Origin of the sequence: Oscillibacter sp. MSJ-31 (genome assembly GCF_018918025.1) — a bacterium.
Lineage (GTDB): Bacteria > Bacillota > Clostridia > Oscillospirales > Oscillospiraceae > Hominicoprocola.
In genome coordinates this window covers 87,048-110,467 of record NZ_JAHLPT010000006.1, presented here as the reverse complement: position 1 = coordinate 110,467, position 23,420 = coordinate 87,048, and the positions used below count along the sequence as shown (strand labels likewise).

Sequence of the window (23,420 nt, the reverse complement as noted above, 5' to 3'; positions counted from 1 at the left end):
CCTTCGCGCCTCTGTCAACAAAATCACAGCTTACAGTATATCCGCTTCCCGCCCGTTTGTCCAGTTCTTTTTCCCGCAAATTTGCCCTTGCGCGCACGCGCCGATGTGGTATACTGAGAGAAAGAGATCAACCGCTCAGGGAGGCCGCCATGGACAAGACCTTTGTCCCCATCCGCACGGACGTCGTGCTGCAGAATGAGACCGCACAGCTCTATCGCAGCTATCAGGATTTTCTGCAATTTGAACATCTCTACAGCTCTGCCGTGCGCGAGATCCAGACGCGGCTGGAGGTGCTGAACGAGGAGTTCAGCGTCCGCTACGACCACAACCCCATTCACCACGTCGAAAGCCGCCTGAAGTCCACCGGCAGCATCATCGAGAAGCTGCGGCGCAAGGGGCTGGAGATCTCGATGGAGTCCGCCAAGAAAAACATCAACGACATTGCCGGCATCCGCGTGGTATGCTGCTATATCGACGACGTTTACCGCGTGGAGGAGATGCTCCTGCGCCAGAGCGACATGGAGCTCGTCAAGCGGCAGGACTACATCGAAACGCCGAACTACAACGGCTATCGCTCGCTCCACCTCGACCTGCGCGTGCCCATCTATCTCTCCGACCGCACGGAGTCCGTGCTCGTGGAGGTGCAGCTCCGCACGGTGGCGATGGACTTTTGGGCCAGCCTTGAGCACGATATTCGCTACAAAAAGGACAAGGCCGCCCTCCCCACCGGCATCAACGAGCAGATGTTCGCCTGCGCCGACGAGATCGCCGACATCGACCGCAAGATGCAGGATATGTACCACCGCATCCAGGCCGCGGAGTGAGCGGCACGGCTTCCGCAGAGGATAAAAGGAACGGCTTCGCGCTGCGAAGCCGTTCCTTTTATGTTTTTCCTTTTCCATCCACACAAGCTCTTTTGGGCCTGTGGGATTCACTTTGCATCTTTTTCTTTCTCCAGCGCCTTTTCCAGCGCGATGGAAAGCTGGTCGGGGCAGGAGGTCGGCTTGAAGCCGCAGCGGATGCCGCGCATCCGCTCGATGGCGTCCGTGGCCTTCATGCCGCGCACAAGGCTCGAAATGCCCTGCAGGTTGCCGTTGCAGCCGCCGAGCACGCGCACATCCTTGATGACGCCGTCCTCCAGATCGACTTCCATCTGCTTCGAGCAGGTGCCCTTGGGATAATAGGTATAGGTCGTCATGGGGTCTCCTTACTTGGTCTTGATGATGGCCGCAAACAGCGACGCGGGCTTGTCCGTGCGGTTGGCGATGCCGTGGCTCTCGCCGTCACAGCAGATGGCGAAGTCGCCTGGGTGCATTTTGCGCTCGGTGCCGTTGTCGTTGAGCGTGACCTCGCCCTCATGGAAGAAGAACACCTCGTACTCGCCGGTGTGGGTGTGCGTGCCCAGCGAGCAGCCCGGCTCGAGCTTGATCTCAGCGAACATCTTCGCGTTCTCCGGCATATTCTCCAGCACATAGTCGCGCTTGTCGAGCGTACCGTCGCCGCCGCGGGCGTTGGGCGTCAGGATCTGCTTTCGGTCCTCTGCACGAATGATCATAAATTATCTCTCCTTTGCCATTTGGCTTTTATCGGGACAAGCATACCACAAAGCGCGGCGCGGTGCAAGCCCCCCCGCGCGGCACGGCAAAAAATCCAGCGCCGCCTTGACGCGGACGCCGCGCCGGTGCTATCATAGGCTCACCGAATCTTATTCAGGAGGCTTTTCCGATGAAAACTGTCATTGCCACCACTGCGGCGCCCGGCGCCATCGGTCCCTATTCGCAGGCCATTGAGGCCAACGGCTTCGTGTTCGTCTCCGGCCAGATCCCGCTCGATCCCGCGACCGGCGCGTTCGTCCCCGGCGGCGTGGAGGAGCAGGCCGAGCAGTCGCTCCGAAACCTCAAGGCCGTTCTCGCCGGCGCAGGCTGCACGCTCGGCGACGTGGTCAAGACCACCGTTTTCCTCACCGACATGGGCGCGTTCGCCGCGGTGAACGCCGTATACGCCAAATATTTTGAGGGCGATTGCCCCGCGCGCAGCGCGGTGCAGGTCGGTGCGCTGCCCAAGGGCGCGCTGGTCGAGATCGAAGCCATCGCCGTCAAGAAATAACATGGCGCAGCCGACACGCTGCGGCTGGGCCGGGCCGGAGCCGATCTACCTCGATTACCACGACCATGAGTGGGGCCGCCCCACGCACGACGATCGCGCGCTCTTTGAGCTGCTGTCCCTCGAGGGGATGCAGGCAGGGCTTTCTTGGATCACCATTCTCAAAAAGCGCGAGGCTTTCCGCGCGGCCTTCGCGGACTTCGAGCCTGCTGCGGTCGCCCGCTTCGATGAAGCAAAGGTCGCGAAGCTGATGCAGAACGCCGGCATCGTCCGCAACCGCCGCAAGATCGTCTCCGTCATCGAAAACGCCCGGCATTTTTTAGAGGTGCAGCGGGAGTTCGGCAGCTTCGACCGCTTTCTCTGGGCCTACGTTGACGGCAAGCCCATCGTCAACAGCCCCGAGACGGATGCCGACGTGCCCGCCTCCACCCCGCTCTCCGACCGCATCAGCCGCGACCTGAAAAAGCGCGGCTTTACCTTCGTCGGCACCACCATCGTCTACTCCCTGCTCCAGTCGGCGGGGCTGGTGGACGACCATCTGAGGGGCTGCGGCTGGCACGCCAGCTGCCGTCCGCCGGAATAACGCGAAACAGAGGAGAGCTCCGCGAGCTTTCCTCTGTCCGTTTTGAAAGACGCGCGGCGGCGGTTGATTTTCTCCTCTGCGCGGCATACTAATCAAAAATACTTTCAGGAGGTTTCCCATGTGTACCGCAGCAACGTACCAGACCAGAGACTTTTACATGGGCCGCACGCTCGACTATGAGTTTTCCTACGGCGAGGAGATCGTCATCACTCCGCGCCGCTTCCCCATCGCCCTGCGCCACGGCGGCGTGATGGACACGCATTACGCCATCATCGGCACGGCGCACGTCGCCGACGGCTTCCCGCTTTACTACGACGCGGTGAACGAAAAGGGGCTCGGCATGGCGGGGCTCAACTTTGTCGGCAGCGCGCAATACGCCGAGGTCGTCCCCGATCGGGAGAATATCGCGCAGTTTGAGTTCATTCCCCGGCTGCTGGGCCGCTGCGCGACGCTCGCGGAGGCCCGTGAGGCCCTGCGCACGCTGAATCTCACCGGCACGCCGTTCAGCGAACGCCTTCCCGCCTCGCAGCTTCATTGGCTTCTTGCTGACAAAAGCGGTGCGGTCGTGATCGAGTCCGTCGCGGACGGTCTGAAGGTCTACGACGATCCCGCAGGCGTGCTGACGAACAACCCGCCGTTTCCGCAGCAGATGTTCGCGCTCAACAACTTCATGCACCTCTCGCCGAAGCAGCCGGAAAATCTCTTTTCCGACGCGCTCCCGCTCACGCTCTACAGCCGCGGCATGGGCGCGCTGGGACTGCCCGGCGACCTCTCCTCCGCCTCGCGCTTTGTGCGCGCGGCGTTCACGCGGCTCCATTCCGTCTCCGGCGAGGGCGAAGCCGACAGCGTCGGGCAGTTCTTCCACATCCTCGGCGCGGTCGAGCAGCAAAACGGCTGCTGCGAGGTCCGCCCCGGCGAATACGAGCGGACCATCTACACCTCCTGCTGGAACGCCGACCGCGGCATCTATTACTACACGACCTACACCAACCGCCGCATTTCGGCGGTGGAGCTGCGCCGCGAGGACCTCGACGCCGCCGCGCTCATCCGCTACCCGATGCGCACGAGGGAGGACATTTTTTATCAGAACGCCCCCGGCACGGAGTCTTAGCGCCCCCGCCCGCAGCCCCTCCTTCCCCCGGCGATTTTGTCACATTTTTGACAATGTGGGACGATTCTGACAAGAACACCGGACAAATCTGATAAATTGCGTGTAAAACTGCTAAGTTCGGCAAATTTTCTTGCCATCGTTCCGTATAAGTTGTAATATTTTTGCGATCTGATGGGATCGGGAACGTTCCCGATGGCCCCCGGATAAATTTTGAATTGGAGGAAAATTTGCATGAAAAAGCTCATTGCTCTGCTCCTCTGCCTGGTGATGGCGCTCAGCCTGGTCGCCTGCGGCAGCAAGCAGGACGACACCCAGGCCCCCGCTGACGATCAGCAGGGCGCCGAAGAGACCAGCCTCGTCGACGCCGCCAAGGCCGAGGGCAAGCTCGTAGTCTACGGCTCCTGCGAGGAGGAGTACCTCGCCGCTGCCTGTGAGAACTTCGAGAAGATGTACGGCATCGAGGTCGAGTATCAGCGTCTGTCCACCGGTGAGGTGCAGGCCAAGATCGAGGAAGAGAACGGCAATCCGTCTGCCGACGTCTGGTTCGGCGGCACGACCGATCCCTACAACGTCTGCGCGGCCGAGGGTCTGCTCGAGGCCTATCAGGCGGAGAACGCCTCTCACATCGCCAAGCCCCAGTACAAGAACGCTGACGGCTACTGGTACGGCATCTACACCGGCATCCTTGGCTTCATGGTCAACACCGACGAGCTCGAGCGCATGGGTCTTGAGGCTCCTCAGGATTGGCCCGACCTGCTCAAGCCCGAGTACAAGGGCCTGATCTGGCTGTCCAACTACAACACCGCCGGCACCGCCAAGCTGGTTATCAACACCATGATCCAGAAGTACGGCCACGATGAGGGCATCCAGTACCTCGTCGACCTCGATAAGAACATTGAGGTCTACACCAAGTCCGGCTCCGGTCCGAGCAAGAACGTCGGCACCGGCGAGTGCGTCATCGGCATCGGCTTCCTGCATGACGGCATCACCCAGATCATCGACAACGGCTACGATAACATCGAGCTGATCATCCCGTCCTCCGGCACCTCCTGTGAGATCGGCGCTACCGCCATCTTCAAGGGCGCCGCGCACCCCAACGCCGCGAAGCTGTGGATCGAGTACGCGCTCTCTCCCGACTGCGTGAACCTCGCCGCTCAGAACGGCTCCTATCAGTTCCTGGTCATTGACAACGCCACCCAGCCCGAGGTTGCCGTGGAGTTCGGTCTGGACCCCGAGAACGTCATGGACTATGACTTCGACGACGCCACCAAGAACATCAAGACCTACGTTGAGGAGGTCATGAATGCTCTGGCCGCCTCCGGCGCGAACACCGGCGACGAGAACCGCTTCCAGGTGAAGTAATTCTTCCTACATCGTCTATCGCATCGACCCAACGATCCCGACGGGGCGGCGGCATGAGCCGCTGCCCCGCCTGCGTTTTCCTCCAAACCACCAAGAAAGGAGCTCCCTATGGCACGTTCTCAAAGCGCGGCGCTGGACCGGAAAAAGCTGATGGCCGATCCCATCATGGTCACCACCATCGTCGTGCTCATCACCTTTCTGACTCTGTTCATTCTCTATCCGCTGGCGATCCTGCTGGTGGACAGCTTCGTGGGCGACGGCAGCTTCGGCTTCGGCATCTTCGAGCGCATCTTCGCCATGCCCACCTTTACCAAGGCCATCACCAACACGCTCAAGGTCGGCTTCCTCGTCGGCATCCTCTCGGCGCTGCTCGGCCTGCTCTTCGCCTATGTCGAAGTCTACGTCCGCGTCGGTAAATTCGTCGGCGGCCTTTTCAAGGTCGTCTCGATGCTGCCGGTCGTCTCTCCGCCGTTCGTGCTGTCGCTTTCCATGATCATGCTCTTCGGCAAATCGGGCATCATCACCCGCTTCCTGCTCGGCATCTACGACAACAGCGTCTACGGCTTCTGGGGCATCGCCGTCGTGCAGACGCTCACTTTCTTTCCCGTGTGCTACATGATGCTCAAGGGTCTTTTGAAGAACATCGACCCCTCGCTTGAGGAGGCCGCGCGCGACATGGGCGCGAGCCGCTGGAAGGTCTTCACCAGCGTCACGCTGCCGCTGATGCTCCCCGGCCTCGGCAACGCCTTCCTCGTCACCTTCATCGAGTCCATCGCCGACTTCGCCAACCCCATGCTCATCGGCGGCTCCTACGATACCCTCGCCACCACCATTTATCTGCAGATCACCGGCTCCTACGATAAGCCGGGCGCGGCGGCGATGGCGGTCGTGCTGCTGTGCATCACGCTGGCGATGTTCGCGGTGCAGAAGTACTACCTTGAGCGCAAGACCGCCGCGACGCTGACCGGCAAGGCCTCCCGTGGCCGTATGCTCATCGAGGATAAGAGCGTCAAGATCCCGCTGACCATTCTCTGCGGTCTTGCCGCCACCTTCGTCATCCTCATGTACCTGTGCGTGCCCATCGGCGCGTTCTTCCCCACCTGGGGCTACAAGTTCTTCCCGCTCACCGGCAAATGGTTCAAGCTCATCTTTACGCGCTACCACGGTCTGCAGGCGTTCTGGGATTCCTTCCGCCTGAGCCTCATCTCCGCCCCCATCACGGCGCTGCTGAGCATGATCATCTCCTACCTCGTCGTCAAGCGGAGCTTTAAGTCCAAGGGCTTCATTGAGGCGGTGTCCATGCTCGCCATGGCCGTGCCCGGCACGGTGCTCGGCGTCGGCTACATCCGCGGCTTCTCCGCGGGCGTGTTCCGCACCGGCTTTCTGCAGGGGCTCTACGGCACGGGATTGATCCTCATCATCGTCTTTGTCGTGCGTTCGCTGCCGACCGGCACGCGCAGCGGCATCTCCGCCCTGCGTCAGATCGACAAGTCCATCGAGGAATCCGCCTACGACATGGGCGCGGACAGCTTCAAGGTCTTTATGACCGTCACGCTGCCGCTCATCAAGGACTCCTTCCTCTCCGGCCTTGTGACGGCGTTCGTGCGCTCCATCACCGCAATTTCCGCCATCATCCTGCTCGTGACGCCGCAGTTCCTGCTCATCACGGTGCAGATCAACGAGTTTGCCGAAAAGGGCTCCTACAGCCTCGCCTGCGCGTTCGCGACGATTCTCATCGTCATCACCTACGGCGCGGTGCTGCTGATGAATCTCTTTATGAACCATTTCGGCACCAGCAAAAAAATGAAGGAGGACTAAGCCATGGATAAGATCAAGAAGGGCGTTCGCCTCGACCATATCTCCAAAATCTATCAGGACCCCAAGACCGGCAAGGACTTCTATGCCGTCAAGGACACCTCGCTGACCATCGAGCCGGGTTCCTTCGTCACGCTGCTCGGCCCCTCCGGCTGCGGCAAGACCACCACGCTGCGCATGATCGCGGGCTTTGAAAGCCCCGACGAGGGCGAGATCTACCTTGGTGACGAGCCGATCAACGCCCTCACGCCCAACAAGCGCGACACCGCGATGGTGTTCCAGTCCTACGCCCTGCTGCCGCACTACAACGTGTTCGACAACGTGGCCTACGGCTTGAAGCTGCGCAAGGTGCCGAAGGACGAGATCCGCGAGCGCGTCATGCACATCCTTGACCTCGTCGAGCTGACGGGCATGGAGGGCCGCATGACCAACCAGCTCTCCGGCGGTCAGCAGCAGCGCGTGGCGCTTGCCCGCGCGCTGGTCATCGAGCCGAGCGTGCTGCTCTTCGACGAGCCGCTCTCGAACCTCGACGCCAAGCTGCGCGTTTCCATGCGCACCGAGATCCGCCGCATCCAGCAGGAGGTCGGCATCACCGCCATCTACGTCACGCACGACCAGAGCGAGGCGATGGCGCTCTCGGACCAGATCATCATCATGAACAAGGGCGTCGTCGCCCAGATCGGCACGCCGCAGGAGATCTACTATCACCCCGTGAGCGAGTTCGTCGCCGACTTCATCGGCGAGGCGAACTTCCTGCGCGGCAAAATGACCGGCACGGAGAACGGTCTGGCTGTGCTGGACGTCGAGGGCGATCGTCTGGCCGTCGCCCCGCGCGAGGGGATGCGCGTCGGCGAGGAGTACACCGTCGTGCTGCGTCCCGAGTCCGCGGCGCTCTCCGACGAGGGCGGGCTGCCCTGCACCGTTGAGCTTTCCTGCTTCATGGGCTCGTACCAGAACTATCACGTCCGCGTGGGCAACACGCTCGTCAAGCTCGCCGAGAACGATCCGCGCAACAAGCGCATCTACCGCGTGGGCGAGCAGTGCCATCTGACCTTCGCGCCCGACACCGTCCACGTTCTGTAAAACCTATCTGACTGCAAAAAAGGAGTCCGCTGTCCTCGGCAGCAGACTCCTTTTTTGCATCCTGCGGTCAGGTCGCGCAGCGCTTTCCTATTCCGCGAGCCTTGCGCTCATGTCCCGCCGCGCGGCGGCGCAGAGGGCCGCGGCCTCCGCCATCGTCCGCGCGTGCGCGGAGTAGTAGAGCTTGAGCTTTGGTTCCGTACCGCTCGGGCGGACGATGACCTTAACGTGCGCCGTGCGCAGCTCCAGCACGTCGCTTGCCGGCAGACCGTCCAGACCGCCGAGGTAGTCGCGCACCCGCGTGACGCGCTCGCCCGCGAGCGTGTGCGGCGGAGCCGCGCGCAGGGCCGTCAGAATGGCGCTCATGCGCTCCATGCCGTCCTCGCCGGGCAGGACGATGCTTTGCAGCTCATTGCGGTAATAGCCGAATTTTTCGTACAGCGCGTCCATCGCCTGCGTGAGCGTCATGCCCTGCGCGCGGTACCACGCAGCCATTTCGCAGCAGAGCAGCGCGGCGTTCACCGCGTCCTTGTCGCGGACGTGCGGGCCGGAGAGATAGCCATAGCTCTCCTCAAAGCCGAAGAGATAGCGCTCCGTCTCCCCCGCCCTTTCCAGCTCGCCGATCTGCTCGCCGATGAATTTGAAGCCCGTGAGTGTGCGGCGCAGCTCAACGCCGTAATGCGCGGCGACCGCGTCCGCCATGTCGGTGGAAACGATGGTCGTCACCGCCACAGGACGCGCGGGCATCGTGCCGTTTTCGCTCCGCCGGCGGCAGAGGTAATCGAGCAGCAGCACGCCCATCTCGTTGCCCGTGAGCAGGCGGTAGTCCTCGCCGTCGGGCACCGCCGCGCCCATGCGGTCGCAGTCGGGGTCGGTGCCGAGCAGCAGATCGGCGCGCGTCTTGCGCGCGAGCGCGAGGCCGCGCTCCAGCGCCGCGCGCTCCTCGGGATTCGGGTAGGGACAGGTCGGAAAGCTCCCGTCGGGCCACGCCTGCTCGGGCACGAGCGTCACATCCGTCACGCCGATGCGGCGCAGGATCTTTGTCACGCACTCGCGCCCCGTGCCGTTGAGCGGCGTATAGACCACGCGCAGCGCAGATCTGTCGCCATCCCAGACGCTCTGGCGCTCCACCGCGTCGAGGAATGCCTCCAGGCAGTCCTCGCCGATCATGCGGATGGTTCCGTCCGCCAGCGCGTCGGCAAAGCCGCACAGACGCACGCCGTCAAAATGATCTGCGGCCCCGATGTGCTTCGATACGGCATCCGCCGCCTCGAGCGTGATCTGGCAGCCGTCGGGACCGTAGACCTTGTAGCCGTTGTAGGCTGCGGGGTTGTGGCTCGCCGTAACGCACACGCCCGCCCCGCAGCCGTAATAGCGCACCGCCCAGCTCAGCGCGGGCGTCGGCTCCAGGCGCGGATAGAGATAGGCGGTCACGCCGTTGGCGGCAAGCACACGCGCGGTCTCGCGCGCGAAGCGCGCCGAGCCGATGCGGCTGTCGTAGGCAATGGCGCAGCGCAGCGGCAGTCCCGCCGCCTTGAGGTAAGCGGCAAGCCCCTGCGTCGCGCGGCGGACAACGTAAACATTCATGCGGTTCGTGCCCGCGCCGAGCACGCCGCGCAGTCCGCCGGTGCCGAAGGCAAGGTCACGGTAAAAGCGGTCCTCGATCTGTGCGGCGTCGCGCACCTCGTCGAGCGCGGAAAGCTCCGCGCGCAGCGCGTCGTCCTCCACGCGCGCGAGCCAGCGGCGGTAAGTGTTCAGAGCGGTCATAGTCTTCCTCCAGCAGAAAATTTTACTTTATTATTAAAGCACGCTTTGCCCGCTTCGTCCAGAAGAATGGATTGCAAAGTGCGCTTTTTCCTGTTAAAATGGTAAAGAAATTCGTCGAATCAGGAGGGATGCCCGTTATGCGCCGCTGCTGTCTGCTGCTCGTCTGCCTGCTTCTGCTCACCGGCTGCGGCCGCGCGGACACGCAGGACGTCTCCTCCTTCGCGCCCGCTGAGGGGGACCGTCTGGTCATTTTCACCTCGCACAAGGAAACGATCTACGAGCCCATCCTCAAGGAATTTGAGCAGCGCACCGGCATCTGGGTCGAGCTGGAGACCGGCGGCACCGTGACGCTTCTCGAGCGCATCGCCGCGGGGGAAAGCGGCGCCGACCTGATGTTCGGCGGCGGCGCGGACAGTCTGAGCGCGTACAGCGCGTGCTTCGCGCCCTATGTGAGCGAATACGCCGGAGACGTTGCGCCGGAATACGATCTCGGCGGCGGTATATGGACGCCCTTTTCCGCTCTGCCGGTCGTACTGATCTACAACACCAAGCTCGTGCGGCAGAATCCGCCCGGGCGCTGGGCCGACCTGCTCGACGCGGGCTGGCGCGGGCGCATCGCCTTTGCCGACCCGACCGTTTCCGGCTCGAGCTGCACCGCGCTCGGCACCCTTCTGCAGGCCGTCGGCGGCAACACCGACAACACCCTCGCCGCGTTCTTCCGCAATCTTGACGGACGCATCATCGCCGACAGCGGCGGCGTGGTCCCCGCCGTGGCAGACGGCAGCTGCTACGTCGGCGTGACGCTGGAGGAAAACGCCCGCAAGGCCATCGCCGATGGGCTCGACGTCGCCATCGTCTACCCCGCCGAGGGCACGAGCGTCCTGCCGGACGGCGCGGCCATCGTCCGCGGCTGCGCGCACGAGGAAAACGCGCGGAAATTCATCGACTTTCTGCTCTCGCCCGACGTTCAGCAGCTGCTGGGCACGGAGCTCAGCCGCCGCAGCGTGCGTGCGGATACCGCCTCCGACGCGCTACCCGAGCTGACCGTCCTCCCCTACGACCTGCGCCGCGCGGATGAGCGGCGGCAGGAGCTTTTCGACGCCTGGCAGGCGCTGTGCGGGGAGGTGGAAGCATGAGAGCATGGCTTGAGCGGTCCTTCCGAAACCGCATTTTTCTCACCGTCCTGCTCGTCGCGCTCGTGCCGCTGCTGCTGTGCGACGTGCTGATGACGCAGGTGATGATCTTCCGCAGCGAGCACACCCTGCGTACCGACGCGCAGGAGGAGATGGCGCTGCTCACCACGCAGCTCGACGCACTGCTTACCGACTGCGGCGACGTCACGCGCGCCCTGGCCGGCAGCACCGTGACGCGCAGCGCCCTGCGCCGCGGCGGCAGCGACTCGCGCACGCTCTATCAGCTTTTGAACCGCAGCACGGTCGCGCTGCGCGAATACGCCGACTTTGAGGTCTACGGCGAGGACGGCGACTGCCTCTATACCACGGCGAACGTATGGCCCGCCGCGCAAAGCACCGGCTGGGGCATACTCAGCGCGGCCCGCGCGGCAGACGGCATTGTGCTGCGCGCCGGAAACGGCGGGCTCGCCGGAGCCTGTCCTGTGACCGCGCGCGGCGGTGCGGTGCTCGGCTATGCCGTGTTCCGCATGGACGACGCCAACTTCGACGCCTTCTTCGCGCCCCTGCTGCGCGGTGCGGACGATCTGCTGCTCGTCGATGCGACGTGGCGGCTGCTCTACGCCTCCCAACCCCTGCGCGCCGACGATACCCTTGCCCTGCTGCGCGCGCAGCTGCTCTCCGGCAAGTCTCTCTCCGACGGGGACGGCGAGCGCAGCTACTACGTCGGCGCCTGCGCGGAAAGCGGCTTTTCGCTCATTCTGCAGCAGCCGCAGACCTATACCGCGCAGGTCGTCCGGTCGATCTATCTCGTCGCCGCGCTGATGGGCGCGCTGTGTCTGGTGCTCTGTCTCGTGTGCGCCTGGTGGCTCAGCCGCCGTCTCTTTGAGCCGGTCAACGAGCTCGACGGCGCGATGCGCCGCGTCGAGGGCGGTGATTACGATGTGCGCATCGAAAGCACACGGCAGGATGAAATGGGCCGCCTCGCGGCGAGCTTCGACCGCATGACGGCGGAGTACCGCCAGAACCTTGAGCGCAGCGTGCAGCGCGAGCGCGAGCTGAACGAAACGCGCCTGCGGATGCTCCAGTCCCAGCTCAACCCGCACTTTCTCTACAACACGCTCGACTGCATGAAGTGGCTGGGCGTGACCGGCGGCGTGCCGCAGGTGGCGGAGCTGGCCGCCGACCTCGCCGCGCTGCTGCGCGCGGGCATCTCCGGCAGCGAGTACATCACGCTTGAGGAGGAGCTCGAGCTGATCGGGCGCTACCTCGCCATTCAGGAGGTCCGCTTCGGCGACCGCTTCGTCTGTGAGCTTGATGTGGACGAGCGCTTCCAGCACTGCGTGGTGCCCAAGCTCATTTTACAGCCGCTGGTGGAAAACGCCATCATCCACGGCGTGGCCGACAGCGACGAGGGCTTCATCAAGCTCTGGGCGGAGGAGGACGCGGAGGGCTATCTGCTGCTCAAGGTGTCCGACAACGGCAGCGGCATCCCGCCGGAGGTGCTCGAACGGCTCAACAGCCATGAGCTTATTCCCGGCGGCCATCTGGGCCTGAACAACGTGGACCGCATCGTGCGCCTGAGCTACGGTGAAAGCTGCGGTCTGAGCGCGTATCCGAACGAGGGCGGCGGCAGCTGTGTGCAGCTGCGGCTCCCGATGCAGAAAGGAGAGGACCATGCTCAAGGTACTGATCGTTGACGACGAGGCCGTGGTGCGCCGCGGCATCGTGCTCGGCATCGACTGGGCCTCGCTCGGCTGTGCCGTGGTCGGCGAAGCCTCCAACGGCGAGGAGGGTCTGGCCGCCGCCGCGCGCTACAGCCCCAACCTCATCATCACCGACGTGCGGATGCCGCACATGGACGGCATCGAGATGATGCGCGTCCTGCGCGAGCGCGGCAGCACCGCTCACGTCATCGTGCTCACCGCCTACAACGACTTCGACTATGCCCGCTCGGCGCTCCGCTTCGGCGCGACGGACTATCTTCTGAAGCCCTTCCGCGACCAGGAGCTCATCGCCGCCATCGAGCGCGTGCGCGAGAAGGACGAGGCTTTCTCCTCCCGCAGCGCGCAGGACGATCTGCTGGCGCTGCCCAAGGGCGACAAGAGCAAATATGTGCTCCAGACGCTCGAATACATCGCCGCGCACTACGCCGATGCGGACATCAACATCACCACCATCGCCCGTTCCATCGGCATCAGCGAGGGCCATCTGAGCCATGTGTTCAAAAAGGAGACGAGCTACACCGCGCTCGGCTACCTCACGCTCTACCGCATCCACATGGCGCGCAGGCTCCTCGCCGACTGCCGCTACAAGGTCTACGAGGTCGCCGGCATGGTCGGCTACCGCGATGTCGCCTACTTCGGCTCGACCTTCAAAAAGCTCACCGGCCTCTCCCCCTCGGAGTATCAGGACCGCTGTCGGTAGAACGCGCAAGCTGCACAAAAAAGTACGGAACATACCGGACAAGCTCAGCGGACTTTCACAGCATTTCGCAGAAATGCCCGCATAATCGCAGACTTGTCCCGTTCCGCGCCGACGCCGCGGAAGGTATAATACGGTATGTGGTATTTTATGCCGCAACTACAAACGAAGGAGAACAACGATGAAAAGAAAACTCTTAGCGCTCCTGCTTGCCTCCGTCATGGTCCTCAGCCTTGCCGCCTGCGGCCAGAAGGAGACTCCGGACACGCCCGAGACGCCCGACGATCAGGAAGAGGTCAAGGACTACTCCGGCTACACCATCCGCATCTATTCCAACTCCAACTCCACTGAGCGCACCACCTGGCTCATTCAGGAAGCCAAGGACGCCGGCTTCACCATCAGCATTGACGATAACTCCGTCATCTCCGGTGATACCGCCGCCATCCAGGCCGCCAATGAGAACAAGGACGGCGACATCCTCTTCGGCCTCAACGAGACCCGCTGGAGCCAGGTCGTCGACGGCGTTTACGAGAACCTCAAGCTCGTTGACTGGACTCCCACCTGGGCAGGTGAGGTCGGCGAGTACGCCTATCCCGGCGCGGCCTACGGCCTCGTCATCCAGAACGTTCTGATGCTCTACCGCAACGACGAGCTCGGCACCAACGGCGAGAAGCTCCACTTCCAGCACTGGGCCGACATCGTGAACTGCGGCTACACCTGGTACCGTCAGAACAAGGTCGGCGGCACCACCAACGCCAACATCAACTCCGCGATGCTCTACGCCTTCGTCGATCCCTCCTCCCCTGCCGGCGGCATCTCCACCGAGGGCTGGGAGACGCTGTGGAAGTACTGCGCCGAGGGCAAGTACTCCTCCGACGACACCTATAAGTACGGCTTCGATCCTCTGAACAAGGGCGACGTCGCTGTTTCCACCTTCTACTCCTCTTCTCTCTACGGCAAGATCGACGCCGCAGCTGAGAGCTCCGAGCATCCCCTCAAGGGCGCTATGACTCCCGAGAACTGGGACCTCGTTGAGATCGACGACGGCACCTATTACATCGCCGAGTACATCGGCATCCTCGATAAGGCCGGCCGCACCGAGGAAGAGACCGAGGCTGTCAAGGCGTTCGCCGAGTGGTTCGGCTCCGCCGAGACGCAGGCGGCCTGGGGCGAGGAGTTCGACTCCTATCCCTGCAACACCGCCGCGGCTGACATCCTCTATCCCGACGGCATCCCCGCCATCTACACCCTCAAGAACTTCGCTCTGACCAAGGTCGACGGCACCGACATGACTTATGCCGAGTACGTTGCCGAGCACTCCAGCGAGTGGACCAACATCATGACCAACCTCGGCTTCTACTGGGCCGACGCCTCCGCCGCCGTGGCGGAGCCCGACTGGGCCAACCTCGACTGGGCGACCCTGACCCAGAAGGCCGCGTAAGGCAAGCCCCGCGCACCGCGTCCCGCGGAGAGGCTCAGCGGGATACCGACTGTTGTGTGTTTTCAGGCGAGCCGGGATCTCTCCGGCTCGCCTGATCTCTTTATTCCGAATACAAAAAGAGGAGAATCCATTATGATCCGGCTCAATGACATCGTTGTGAAGTTCGGCGACTTCACCGCCCTGCACAGCATCAACGTCCATGTGAAGGAGGGCGAATTCTTTACCTTCCTCGGCCCCTCCGGCTGCGGCAAGACCACCACGCTCCGCACCATCACGGGCTTCATCGAGCCGGCGGAGGGCTCCGTCGTGGTCAAGGGCCGCGACATCACGCGCGTCCCCATCGAGGACCGCAACATCGGCATCGTGTTCCAGAGCTACGCGCTCTTCCCGACGATGACCGTATACGACAACATCGCCTTCGGCCTCAAGGTCAAGAAGGCAAAGAAGGACGAGATCGACCGCAAGGTGCGCGAGATCGCACGCAAGGTCGACCTTTCCGACGAGCAGCTCAAAAAGGCGGTCTCTCAGCTCTCCGGCGGTCAGCAGCAGCGCGTGGCCATTGCCCGCGCCCTTGTCACCGGCCCCGCCATCATCTGCATGGACGAGCCGCTGAGCAACCTCGACGCCAAGCTGCGCGTGCAGCTGCGCAACGAGCTGAAGAAGATGCAGAAGGACTTCGGCATCACCACCATCTACGTCACCCACGATCAGGAGGAGGCGCTGACGCTCTCCGACCGCATCGCGGTGTTCAACAAGGGCTTCATCGAGCAGATCGGCACGCCCAATGAGGTCTACAACCACTCGCAAACCGAATTTGTCTGCAATTTCATCGGTGACATCAACCGACTGAATGACGATACCGTGTCCGCCCTCCGCGCTGCCGGTGCGGAGGTGGACGCAAGCAAGCACAACTACATCCGTCTCGAGCGCCTGCACGTCAACGTCGCCCCGCGCGGCGGCGAGATCGCGCTCGACGGCACGGTGGAGAACTGCGAATACTACGGACTCTACATCAAGTATTACATCCACGTCGGCACGCAGAGCCTCAAGGTCATTGAGAAGAACGACGGCGTAAACATCTACGACCCGGGCCAGCGCGTCAAGGTCATCCTGAATCCGAACGACATCATGGCCTACGCGCCCTCCGCGGAGGAGGTGGAGTGATGGGCGGCTCTCTTGCTAAGTCCCGCTTCGACGCGGCGTTTGTGGTGCGCATGATCGGCATCGTGCTCTTTGCCTACTTCTTCTTCGGCTTCATGCTCCTGCCGTGCCTCAATACGCTCACGAGCATTTTCACCACCACGAACGCCGAGGGCGTGCGCGATCCCTTCGCGGTCATCCGTTTCTTCTTCGCGGGCAGCATGGGCCGCTACGTCTGGAACTCCCTCAAGCTCGCCATCTGCCTGGTCGTCACGGTCAATGTGGTGGGCGTGTCCATCGTGCTGCTGACGGAGTATTTCGACATCAAGGGCGCTAACATCCTGCGCCTCGGCTACATGACCACGATGATCTACTCCGGCGTCGCGCTGGTCACGGGCTATCTGTTCCTCTACGCCTCCGACGGCATTCTCACCACTGCGCTCGTCAACGCCTTCCCGAGCTTTGATCCAAACTGGTTCTCGGGCTTCAACGCGGTGCTCTTCACCATGACCTTCGCCTGCACGAGCAACCACGCGCTCTTCCTGCGCAACGCCATCCGCGGCATCGACTACAACACCGTCGAGGCCGCGCGCAACATGGGCGCAAAGCCCTTCAAGGTTCTCTGGAAGGTCGTTTTCCCGACGCTCGTGCCCACCATGTTCTCGCTGACGGTCATGACCTTCATCACGGGTCTGTGCGCCATGTCCGCCCCCACGCTGCTCGGCTACGACTCCATCAATCCCGAGATCGTGCGTCTTGCCGGCTCGTCCACGGCGGACGAGGCCTTCCCGCAGGCACGCGCCGCGCTGCTGTCCATCATTCTCGCGATGTTCACCATCGTGCTGCTCACCGTGCTCTCCGCCTACGAGCGCAAGGGCCACTACCTCTCCGTCTCCAAGACCAAGGCGCGGCTGCAAAAACAGAAGATCACAAATCCCGTCTGGAATACCCTCGCGCACATCTATGCCTATGTTCTCTTCATCATCTACATGATCCCCGTGGTGATGATCGTCATTTTCTCGTTCCAGACCTACAGCGCCATCCGCATGAAGAAGCTCGACCTTTCCAACTGGACGCTCATCAACTTCTTCGGCACGCAGGACTATCAGTACCTCACCTCGCGCGGCACCTACAAGGTGCGCAAGGGCTCCATCTCCGGTCTGTTCGCCAACGAGGCGACCCTCGGCGGCATCAAGATGAGCTTCGTGCTCTCCATCCTCGCCGCGGCGCTCGCGTGCCTGATCGTCGTGATCGCCTGCAACTACATCTTCAAAAACCGCAACAAGAAGTCCGGCGTGGTGCTGGAATACTGCCTGCTTTTCCCGTGGCTGCTGCCGACCATTCTCATCTGCTATTCCTACCGCACCTACTTCAACGCCGAGAACATCTGGTACGTCGGCAATGTGAACCTCTACTTCGCCGAGCACGTCCGCATCCTGCTCGTGCTGGCGTACACGGTGGTCAAACTGCCGTTCTCGCTGCGCATGATCAAGGCGGCGTTTTACGCCATCGACGAGGAGCTGGAGGACGCCGCGCGCAACATGGGCGCGAGCGGCCTGACGACCTTCCTCAGGGTCAAGCTGCCCATCATCCTGCCGAGCGTGCTGGCGGTGTTCGCGCTGAACTTCAACGCGCTCTTTACCGAGTACGATATGTCCGCCACCTTCGCCAGCTCCTACGGCACGAGCTACGCCATGGTCATTCAGGCCATGTGTGCGGAGGAGGGACTGTACGGCTACAACGTCAATGCCTCGGGCCGCCGCTGCGCTTCGACCGTGTTCATCATGCTGGTGTCCGGCGTGATCCTCTATCTGGTCTACGGCGTGGGCGCGCGCGACCTCGGCGAGCGGCTGGAGGCCAGGGAGCGCCGCCGCAGACGCGTGGCAAAGCTGACGGGACTGTTCAAAAAGGAGCCCGCCGCCGTGGCGGCGGAAGCGGAGGAAGCGGCGGTCGCCGCCGCTGTCCCCGACGAGCCGGGAGAAAAGCTGTAATGAATATCAATACCATTGTTTTTGATATGGGCGGCGTGCTGCTGGACTTCGGCGCGGAGCTGTTTTCCCGCCGCCTGCACGTCGGCGCGGAGGGCGAAGCGCTCCTCAGGCAGCACCTGCTGTGCACGACCGACTGGGTGCGGCTCGACCGCGGCACCATCACCGAGGAGGAGGTCTATGCCCACGCCTGCGCCAGGCTCCCCGCGGAGCTGCACGCCGCGGCGGAGTATATCATCTACCATTGGAACGAGCCGATCGTGCCCATCACGGGCACGGCGGACGTGGTGCGCGAGCTGAAGGCAAGGGGCTATACGCTCTATCTGCTCTCCAACGCCGCCCGCCGCCAGCACACCTACTGGCACGACATTCCGGGCAGTGAGTGCTTTTCCGGCACGCTGATCTCGGCGGACGTTCACCTGCTCAAGCCCGAGGCCGCTATCTATCAGGCGCTGTTCGACAAATTTGACCTCACGGCGGCGAGCTGCCTGTTTATCGACGATTTCCCGCCGAACATCGAGGCGGCGGAAAACGCCGGTATGCAGGGCATCGTGTTCCATGACGCCGGTCAGCTGCGCGAAGAACTCAAAGCGCGCGGGATCCTCTGATCCCGCGCGTTTGCCTTGAAAGGAGACCGCTTCCATGTCCATTCTCAAGCTCACCCCCGCCTGTAAGGACTATCTCTGGGGTGGAACAAAGCTCATCACCGATTACAGCAAGCGGTATGACGGCGCGCGTCTCGCGGAAACGTGGGAACTGAGCGGTCATCCCGACGGTCCCTCCGTGCTCGCGTCCGGTCCCGACGCGGGCAAAACGCTCGCAGAATATCTCGCCGCGCACCCTGGGGCGCTGGGGGAGCACGGGCGGAAATTCGCGGAGCTTCCGGTGCTCATCAAGCTCATCGACGCGGCGAAGGATCTCTCCATTCAGGTCCATCCCGACGACGCCTACGCCCGCGCGCACGAGGGACAGAACGGCAAAACGGAGATGTGGTATGTCCTCTCCGCCGCGCCGGACGCCTTTCTCTACTGCGGCTTTTCGCGCGATATTTCCCGGGACGAGCTTGCGCGCCGCATCGCGGACAACACGCTGCCCGAGGTTCTGCGCCGCGTGAACGTCAAGGCGGGCGACACGGTGTTCATCCCCGCGGGCACCATTCACGCCATCTGCCGCGGCATCGTGGTGGCGGAGGTGCAGCAGAGCAGCAACGTGACCTACCGCGTGTGCGACTACGGCCGCCTCGGTCCCGACGGAAAGCCCCGCGCCCTGCACATCGCGCAGGCGCTGGACGTGACGCACCGGACCGCCGGCGTTCCCACGCCGGACTTCGGCGGACACCTTGCCCGCTGTGACTATTTTACCGTCGATCTGCTCGCCGCGCCGCAGGCGGCGCCGTGCGGCGCGGAGTCCTTCCTCTCGCTGCTGATCCTTGACGGCGAGGGCGAGGTCCGCTGCGGCGGTGAGACCGTCAGGGCGAAGAAGGGCGACAGCCTCTTTCTCCCCGCCGGCAGCGGTGAGGTACGGCTCACGGGCACGCTCCGCGCCCTCGTTACGCGCATCTGAGTGCAAACAAAAAAGGAAAGCGGGAGAAGCGCGCCGCGCTTCTCCCGCTTTTCCTTACGGCTGCTGTTGCTGCCGGGAATTGGTCTGACTGATCTCGGGCAGAAACTCCACGAAGCGGATGGAATAGAGGTCCGCGCTGATGTAGCTCTGCTCGTCGGGCTGGTAAAGCGCAATGTAGTCGTTGCCGACCTCGTAGAGGATGCCGTGGGTGACGATGGTGTTCTGCGTGCCGATCAAAAAGCTCACGATCACGCTGCGGCCCACGTTGCGCGCCATCAGGCTCTTCCACGAGCTGTGCAATATCTGCTCCGCCACGCTCATGCCGTTCGGAGTGGCAGGCAGCGGGCCAAGACCGGGTGCGATCTGCTGCGCCCCCATCACAGCGTCGGGCGCGGCCGGCGGCGCTCCTCCCTGCACCGCGCTGGGCGCCATGCCCTGCTGCTGGTCGTTCTGCGTTGTGCCGCCCTGCGCGGAGCCGAAGGCGCGGCCCACCATCTGCTGCGACCTTGTCTGCATGGTGCTGTTGTCGATCATGGTCTGGTATGTGCTCGCGTCTCCCTGCGTCATCACGGCGGGAAGATAGCGGTCGTTGTCCGGCGCGCCGCAGCGCGTGAGCTCGATCATAGCGTCCATTCCTTTCAGAGCCTTGGATTTCGTCTCCTATGTATCGTAGTAGGCTTCCGTGGGGTCGTAGAAGCAGTGGTCGCCGATGCGCACGCGGAACACCCCGACCTGCGAGGGAAAATTCTGGCGGCAGGTATCCGAAAAGGGATTGAAAAACCACAGCGCATCCCCGAGCCCCGTCAGGCGGTTGCCCGCCATCGCCCAATCCGCGATGGAGTAGTGGACGTCCGTCGGGCGCATATTGTAGATGTTCTGCGGGTTGTAGGCCCCCCGCTCCGTCTCGCTCGCACAGACGAACTGCCCCGGCTGCATGATGATCTTTCGGATGCTGCCCTGCCCCACGCGGGCGTATTCGCCGCCCGAGGCGGTCACGCGGTTCATCACGACGCTCGCCACCGCCTTCATGCCGTTCTCCCCCTCGCCGCCTGCCTCGCACTCGATGAGCCGCGCCAGCAGCTCGCGGTCGGAGTAGGCCATCGCCTCGCCTCCTTGCCTGCTGTTTTGTTCATCTCAGCCTATGCGCCGGCGCGCGTCCGCGTGAAAATTTTTTTGAAAATGCAGGAACTTTTTTCCGCGCTTTTCGTCAAAGCCTATTGTGCGAGGACGAAAAAAGCCCCCGGCCGAGAACGACAGCGCCCCACGGAAGCTCCGTGAGGCGCTGTTTTTTGTTTTATGGGATCTCTTCCTCGACCGGCGGGTTTTCCGCCGCCGCGTCCTGCGCGGCCATCGCCGCAGAACTCATCGCGCCGAGACCGCCGCGCATCTTGATCTCCTCCCACTTTTCGCGGGTGATGAGGAGCTGTCGCGGCTTGGAGCCCTCGAACGGCCCCACGATGCCGCGCTGCTCCATCTCGTCGACGATGCGCGCGGCACGGGAATAGCCGAGCTTCAAGCGCCGCTGGAGCATGGAAACGGACGCCTGTCCGGTCTCCATCACCACGTCGATGGCGGCGGGAAGCAGCTCGTCGCCCTCGTCGGCGACCGGCTCGGGAGCCGCGCCGGAGGACGCGCCCTTGCCGCCCTTTTCCCTCTCGGCGACCGCCTGCTCGATCTTGTCGATCACGCTCTCATCGTACTGCGCGGCGCCGTTCGCCTTGACGAAGCCGACCACGCGGTCGATCTCCTCGGCGGAGATAAAGCAGCCCTGCACGCGGCGGGGCTTGCCCTCGCCGAGCGGGGCGTAGAGCATATCGCCGCGGCCGACGAGCTTTTCCGCGCCGGTGGTATCGAGAATGATGCGGGATTCGAGCGAGGACGCGACCGCGAAGGCGATGCGGCTCGGGATGTTGGCCTTCATCAGACCCGTGATGACGTCCGCCGACGGACGCTGCGTTGCAATGACCAGGTGCATTCCGGCGGCGCGGCCCATCTGCGCCACGCGGCAGATGGACTCCTCGACCTCCTTCGCCGCGACGAGCATGAGGTCAGCCAGCTCGTCAATGACGACCACGACGCTCGGCAGCTTCTTGAGCGTTTCGTCCGCTGCGGCAAGGGCGTTATAGCCCGCAAGATCCTTGACGTTGCGCTCGGAGAAGAGCTTGTAGCGCTTCATCATCTCGTAGACCGCCCACTGCAAGGCGCCCGCCGCCTTCTTCGGGTCGGTGACGACCGGAATGAGCAGGTGCGGGATGCCGTTGTAGGGCGCAAGCTCGACCATCTTCGGGTCGACCATGATGAAGCGCACCTCGTCCGGCGTGGACTTATAAAGGAGCGAAACGATGAGCGAATTGGTGCAGACGGATTTGCCGGAGCCGGTCGTGCCGGCGATGAGGACGTGCGGGAGCTTGGCGATGTTGCCGATGATGTTGTTGCCCGCAATGTCCTTGCCGACGGCGAAGGCGACACTCGATTTGTGCTGTGTAAACTCGTGGGACTCCAGCACGTCGCGGATGTGGACGGCGGAGACGAGCTTGTTCGGCACCTCGATGCCGACGACGGAGATCTTATCGGGGATGGGCGCGATGCGCACGCCCGACGCGCCGAGCGCAAGGGCGATGTCGTCGGCAAGGTTCGTGATCTTGGAGAGCTTCACGCCCTGATCGAGCGTAAATTCGTAGCGCGTGACGCTGGGGCCGCGCACCACGTCGCCCGCGCGGGCGTCCACGCCGAAGCTCTTGAGCGTTTCGGCAAGACGGCGGGAGTTGTTGCGCAGCTCCGCGCCCGCCTCCACGGCGTTGCCCGCGCCGCCCTCGTCGAGCAGCGTGATGGGCGGGAAGGTGTACTCGGGAATGTCCTGCTCCAGCTCGGATTCGATCTCACCGGCGACCTTCTCGGCCTCGGCGGCGACCTCCTCCGGCGCGGAGGACTTTGCGGGCGCATTGACCGCGGGTGCTGCAGACGCTGCCGCGGGCGCGGCGGATACGACCGGTGCGGCAGGTGTGCGAGCGGGCGCGGAAACCGTCTCGGTGAGAGGCGCGCCGGCGACCACCGTGTAGGTCGGCTCCGGCGCGGGAGCGGGAGCGCTCCCGCCCGCCGGGGCCTTGGCGGTCAGCAGCTCGTCCGGCGTGCGGACGGCGTCGGATTTATGGGTGAAGAAGCCGGAGAGCTTGCCCTCCTTTTTCGGTGGCTCGCGCGTCTCGCCGTCGAGCGGAATGTCGATGCACGCCTTGGACTTCTCCGCGCTCTTCGTCGCGGCGGCACGAGTGGGCGGTGCTTCCTCCTCGTCGTCCTCCGGCTCATAGGGCACGCGCTCATGCGAGCGCACCGCCTCGAGCACGGCGGCGGGCGTCAGGCGGAAGGCCAGCATCAGGCAGGTGACGAGCAGCACCGCGAGCAGGATCATCGCGAGCGTCTTTTTCACCAGCTTGACGAGCATGATGGCAAGCGTCGCGGAGAGGACGCCGCCGGATTCCATCGAAAGGCCGCTCTGCCAGAGGAGCTTTGCAATGCCGTCCACGCTGTTGTAGTCCGTCTTGCACAGTACGAGGTGGAGCATTGCGCCGAGCAGCACCGGCAGCAGCGCCGCGCCCACCACGCATGCGGTGACGTTCCGCCCGCGGTGGAAGAGCAGGATATAGCTCACGAGCAGCAGCGCGGGCGCGACCGTATAATAGCCGTAGCCGACGAGTCCGCGGCACAGCGCCGCGGGCTGGTCGAGCAGCCAGCCGCCCTGCTGGAAGTAGCTGAACGCGATGCACAGCGCCAGCACAAGGCACACCACGCCGCCGACCTCGCGGCGGATGGGACGCTTCTTCGGCGCGGCGGTGCGCTTGCCGCCCGCCGTCGTCTTTTTGCCTGTCGTCGTCCGCTTGCCGGACGAGGATCTTTTCTGCGTTGCCATAGCTTACCC

The 23,420-nt window shown here is 63.5% G+C and carries 21 protein-coding genes; 15 read left to right on the top strand and 6 right to left on the bottom strand.

Features of this window, described 5'->3' with window-relative positions; translation table 11 throughout:
• The first annotated feature begins 149 nt into the window (after positions 1-149).
• Entirely contained in the window at positions 150-824 is a 675-nt protein-coding gene (locus tag KQI17_RS06570) for a GTP pyrophosphokinase family protein (RefSeq protein WP_216495411.1), read from the top strand.
• A 107-nt stretch (positions 825-931) separates the two neighbouring features.
• Here KQI17_RS06570 and KQI17_RS06565 read toward each other — a convergent pair whose 3' ends face one another.
• Together KQI17_RS06565 and KQI17_RS06560 are read right to left on the bottom strand one after the other, a co-directional pair.
• Complete coding sequence (locus KQI17_RS06565; RefSeq protein WP_216495410.1) at positions 932-1,198, bottom strand: TIGR03905 family TSCPD domain-containing protein; 267 nt, start codon at positions 1,196-1,198, stop codon at positions 932-934.
• A gap of 9 nt (positions 1,199-1,207) precedes the next feature.
• Positions 1,208-1,555 (bottom strand): cupin domain-containing protein, encoded by a 348-nt coding sequence (locus tag KQI17_RS06560; protein ID WP_216495409.1) that lies wholly within the window; start codon positions 1,553-1,555, stop codon positions 1,208-1,210.
• A gap of 170 nt (positions 1,556-1,725) precedes the next feature.
• On the opposite strand from KQI17_RS06560, the gene KQI17_RS06555 reads away from it, so the two are divergent.
• The 6 genes from KQI17_RS06555 (at position 1,726) to KQI17_RS06530 (ending at position 8,057) form a co-directional block, all read left to right on the top strand.
• On the top strand, positions 1,726-2,106 hold the full coding sequence (locus tag KQI17_RS06555; protein ID WP_022018507.1) for a RidA family protein: 381 nt from the start codon (positions 1,726-1,728) through the stop codon (positions 2,104-2,106).
• Between the two features lies 1 nt (position 2,107).
• Complete coding sequence (locus KQI17_RS06550) at positions 2,108-2,686, top strand: DNA-3-methyladenine glycosylase I (protein ID WP_216495408.1); 579 nt, start codon at positions 2,108-2,110, stop codon at positions 2,684-2,686.
• A gap of 118 nt (positions 2,687-2,804) precedes the next feature.
• A complete protein-coding gene (gene bsh / locus KQI17_RS06545) occupies positions 2,805-3,797 on the top strand; it encodes a choloylglycine hydrolase (protein ID WP_022018509.1) in 993 nt (330 codons plus the stop codon).
• Between the two features lie 231 nt (positions 3,798-4,028).
• Positions 4,029-5,159: an ABC transporter substrate-binding protein gene (locus KQI17_RS06540; RefSeq protein WP_216495407.1), complete on the top strand. Its 1,131-nt coding sequence runs from the start codon at positions 4,029-4,031 to the stop codon at positions 5,157-5,159.
• A gap of 108 nt (positions 5,160-5,267) precedes the next feature.
• Complete coding sequence (locus tag KQI17_RS06535; RefSeq protein ID WP_216495406.1) at positions 5,268-6,977, top strand: iron ABC transporter permease; 1,710 nt, start codon at positions 5,268-5,270, stop codon at positions 6,975-6,977.
• A 3-nt stretch (positions 6,978-6,980) separates the two neighbouring features.
• Positions 6,981-8,057 (top strand): ABC transporter ATP-binding protein, encoded by a 1,077-nt coding sequence (locus KQI17_RS06530; protein ID WP_216495405.1) that lies wholly within the window; start codon positions 6,981-6,983, stop codon positions 8,055-8,057.
• Between the two features lie 87 nt (positions 8,058-8,144).
• On the opposite strand, the gene KQI17_RS06525 is transcribed toward KQI17_RS06530, so the two are convergent.
• Positions 8,145-9,821 carry a phospho-sugar mutase gene (locus tag KQI17_RS06525; RefSeq protein ID WP_216495404.1) on the bottom strand — a complete coding sequence of 559 codons (1,677 nt, stop codon included), beginning with the start codon at positions 9,819-9,821 and terminating at the stop codon, positions 8,145-8,147.
• A 98-nt stretch (positions 9,822-9,919) separates the two neighbouring features.
• Here KQI17_RS06525 and KQI17_RS06520 point away from each other — a divergent pair, with 98 nt between their 5' ends.
• From KQI17_RS06520 to KQI17_RS06485, 8 genes are all read left to right on the top strand, one after another.
• Entirely contained in the window at positions 9,920-10,957 is a 1,038-nt protein-coding gene (locus KQI17_RS06520) for an extracellular solute-binding protein (protein WP_216495403.1), read from the top strand.
• Positions 10,954-12,651 (top strand): sensor histidine kinase, encoded by a 1,698-nt coding sequence (locus tag KQI17_RS06515; protein ID WP_216495402.1) that lies wholly within the window; start codon positions 10,954-10,956, stop codon positions 12,649-12,651. Before KQI17_RS06520 ends, KQI17_RS06515 begins: the two co-directional genes overlap by 4 nt.
• Positions 12,629-13,378 (top strand): response regulator, encoded by a 750-nt coding sequence (locus KQI17_RS06510; protein WP_216495401.1) that lies wholly within the window; start codon positions 12,629-12,631, stop codon positions 13,376-13,378. Before KQI17_RS06515 ends, KQI17_RS06510 begins: the two co-directional genes overlap by 23 nt.
• A gap of 178 nt (positions 13,379-13,556) precedes the next feature.
• Entirely contained in the window at positions 13,557-14,816 is a 1,260-nt protein-coding gene (locus KQI17_RS06505; protein ID WP_216495400.1) for an extracellular solute-binding protein, read from the top strand.
• A gap of 132 nt (positions 14,817-14,948) precedes the next feature.
• The gene (locus KQI17_RS06500; RefSeq protein WP_216495399.1) at positions 14,949-15,980 is read left to right on the top strand and encodes an ABC transporter ATP-binding protein; all 1,032 of its coding nucleotides are present in this window, start codon (positions 14,949-14,951) and stop codon (positions 15,978-15,980) included.
• Positions 15,980-17,947, top strand: coding sequence for an iron ABC transporter permease (locus KQI17_RS06495; RefSeq protein WP_216495398.1), 1,968 nt, complete (start codon positions 15,980-15,982; stop codon positions 17,945-17,947). Before KQI17_RS06500 ends, KQI17_RS06495 begins: the two co-directional genes overlap by 1 nt.
• On the top strand, positions 17,947-18,552 hold the full coding sequence (locus KQI17_RS06490) for an HAD family phosphatase (RefSeq protein WP_216495397.1): 606 nt from the start codon (positions 17,947-17,949) through the stop codon (positions 18,550-18,552). Before KQI17_RS06495 ends, KQI17_RS06490 begins: the two co-directional genes overlap by 1 nt.
• Before the next feature lie 34 nt (positions 18,553-18,586).
• Positions 18,587-19,507: a type I phosphomannose isomerase catalytic subunit gene (locus KQI17_RS06485; protein ID WP_216495396.1), complete on the top strand. Its 921-nt coding sequence runs from the start codon at positions 18,587-18,589 to the stop codon at positions 19,505-19,507.
• A gap of 54 nt (positions 19,508-19,561) precedes the next feature.
• Here the strand turns inward: KQI17_RS06485 and KQI17_RS06480 are convergent, their stop codons facing one another.
• The 3 genes from KQI17_RS06480 to KQI17_RS06470 form a co-directional block, all read right to left on the bottom strand.
• Positions 19,562-20,131, bottom strand: a complete 570-nt coding sequence (locus tag KQI17_RS06480) for a hypothetical protein (RefSeq protein WP_216495395.1) — start codon at positions 20,129-20,131, stop codon at positions 19,562-19,564.
• Positions 20,132-20,167: 36 nt separating this feature from the next.
• Complete coding sequence (locus tag KQI17_RS06475) at positions 20,168-20,608, bottom strand: cell wall hydrolase (RefSeq protein WP_022018801.1); 441 nt, start codon at positions 20,606-20,608, stop codon at positions 20,168-20,170.
• 193 nt (positions 20,609-20,801) lie between these two features.
• A complete protein-coding gene (locus KQI17_RS06470) occupies positions 20,802-23,411 on the bottom strand; it encodes a DNA translocase FtsK (RefSeq protein WP_216495394.1) in 2,610 nt (869 codons plus the stop codon).
• Positions 23,412-23,420 lie beyond the last annotated feature (9 nt).

Bases quoted from the DNA above. Each gene is read 5' to 3' on its own strand.
- KQI17_RS06495 (WP_216495398.1), top strand. From the start codon at position 15,980: ATGGGCGGCTCTCTTGCTAAGTCCCGCTTCGACGCGGCGTTTGTGGTG.
- KQI17_RS06530 (WP_216495405.1), top strand. From the start codon at position 6,981: ATGGATAAGATCAAGAAGGGCGTTCGCCTCGACCATATCTCCAAAATC.
- KQI17_RS06560 (WP_216495409.1), bottom strand. From the start codon at position 1,555: ATGATCATTCGTGCAGAGGACCGAAAGCAGATCCTGACGCCCAACGCC.
- bsh (WP_022018509.1), top strand. From the start codon at position 2,805: ATGTGTACCGCAGCAACGTACCAGACCAGAGACTTTTACATGGGCCGC.
- KQI17_RS06570 (WP_216495411.1), top strand. From the start codon at position 150: ATGGACAAGACCTTTGTCCCCATCCGCACGGACGTCGTGCTGCAGAAT.
- KQI17_RS06540 (WP_216495407.1), top strand. From the start codon at position 4,029: ATGAAAAAGCTCATTGCTCTGCTCCTCTGCCTGGTGATGGCGCTCAGC.
- KQI17_RS06505 (WP_216495400.1), top strand. From the start codon at position 13,557: ATGAAAAGAAAACTCTTAGCGCTCCTGCTTGCCTCCGTCATGGTCCTC.
- KQI17_RS06510 (WP_216495401.1), top strand. From the start codon at position 12,629: ATGCTCAAGGTACTGATCGTTGACGACGAGGCCGTGGTGCGCCGCGGC.
- KQI17_RS06475 (WP_022018801.1), bottom strand. From the start codon at position 20,608: ATGGCCTACTCCGACCGCGAGCTGCTGGCGCGGCTCATCGAGTGCGAG.
- KQI17_RS06555 (WP_022018507.1), top strand. From the start codon at position 1,726: ATGAAAACTGTCATTGCCACCACTGCGGCGCCCGGCGCCATCGGTCCC.
- KQI17_RS06565 (WP_216495410.1), bottom strand. From the start codon at position 1,198: ATGACGACCTATACCTATTATCCCAAGGGCACCTGCTCGAAGCAGATG.
- KQI17_RS06550 (WP_216495408.1), top strand. From the start codon at position 2,108: ATGGCGCAGCCGACACGCTGCGGCTGGGCCGGGCCGGAGCCGATCTAC.
- KQI17_RS06485 (WP_216495396.1), top strand. From the start codon at position 18,587: ATGTCCATTCTCAAGCTCACCCCCGCCTGTAAGGACTATCTCTGGGGT.
- KQI17_RS06535 (WP_216495406.1), top strand. From the start codon at position 5,268: ATGGCACGTTCTCAAAGCGCGGCGCTGGACCGGAAAAAGCTGATGGCC.
- KQI17_RS06470 (WP_216495394.1), bottom strand. From the start codon at position 23,411: ATGGCAACGCAGAAAAGATCCTCGTCCGGCAAGCGGACGACGACAGGC.
- KQI17_RS06480 (WP_216495395.1), bottom strand. From the start codon at position 20,131: ATGATCGAGCTCACGCGCTGCGGCGCGCCGGACAACGACCGCTATCTT.
- KQI17_RS06520 (WP_216495403.1), top strand. From the start codon at position 9,920: ATGGTAAAGAAATTCGTCGAATCAGGAGGGATGCCCGTTATGCGCCGC.
- KQI17_RS06515 (WP_216495402.1), top strand. From the start codon at position 10,954: ATGAGAGCATGGCTTGAGCGGTCCTTCCGAAACCGCATTTTTCTCACC.
- KQI17_RS06525 (WP_216495404.1), bottom strand. From the start codon at position 9,821: ATGACCGCTCTGAACACTTACCGCCGCTGGCTCGCGCGCGTGGAGGAC.
- KQI17_RS06500 (WP_216495399.1), top strand. From the start codon at position 14,949: ATGATCCGGCTCAATGACATCGTTGTGAAGTTCGGCGACTTCACCGCC.
- KQI17_RS06490 (WP_216495397.1), top strand. From the start codon at position 17,947: ATGAATATCAATACCATTGTTTTTGATATGGGCGGCGTGCTGCTGGAC.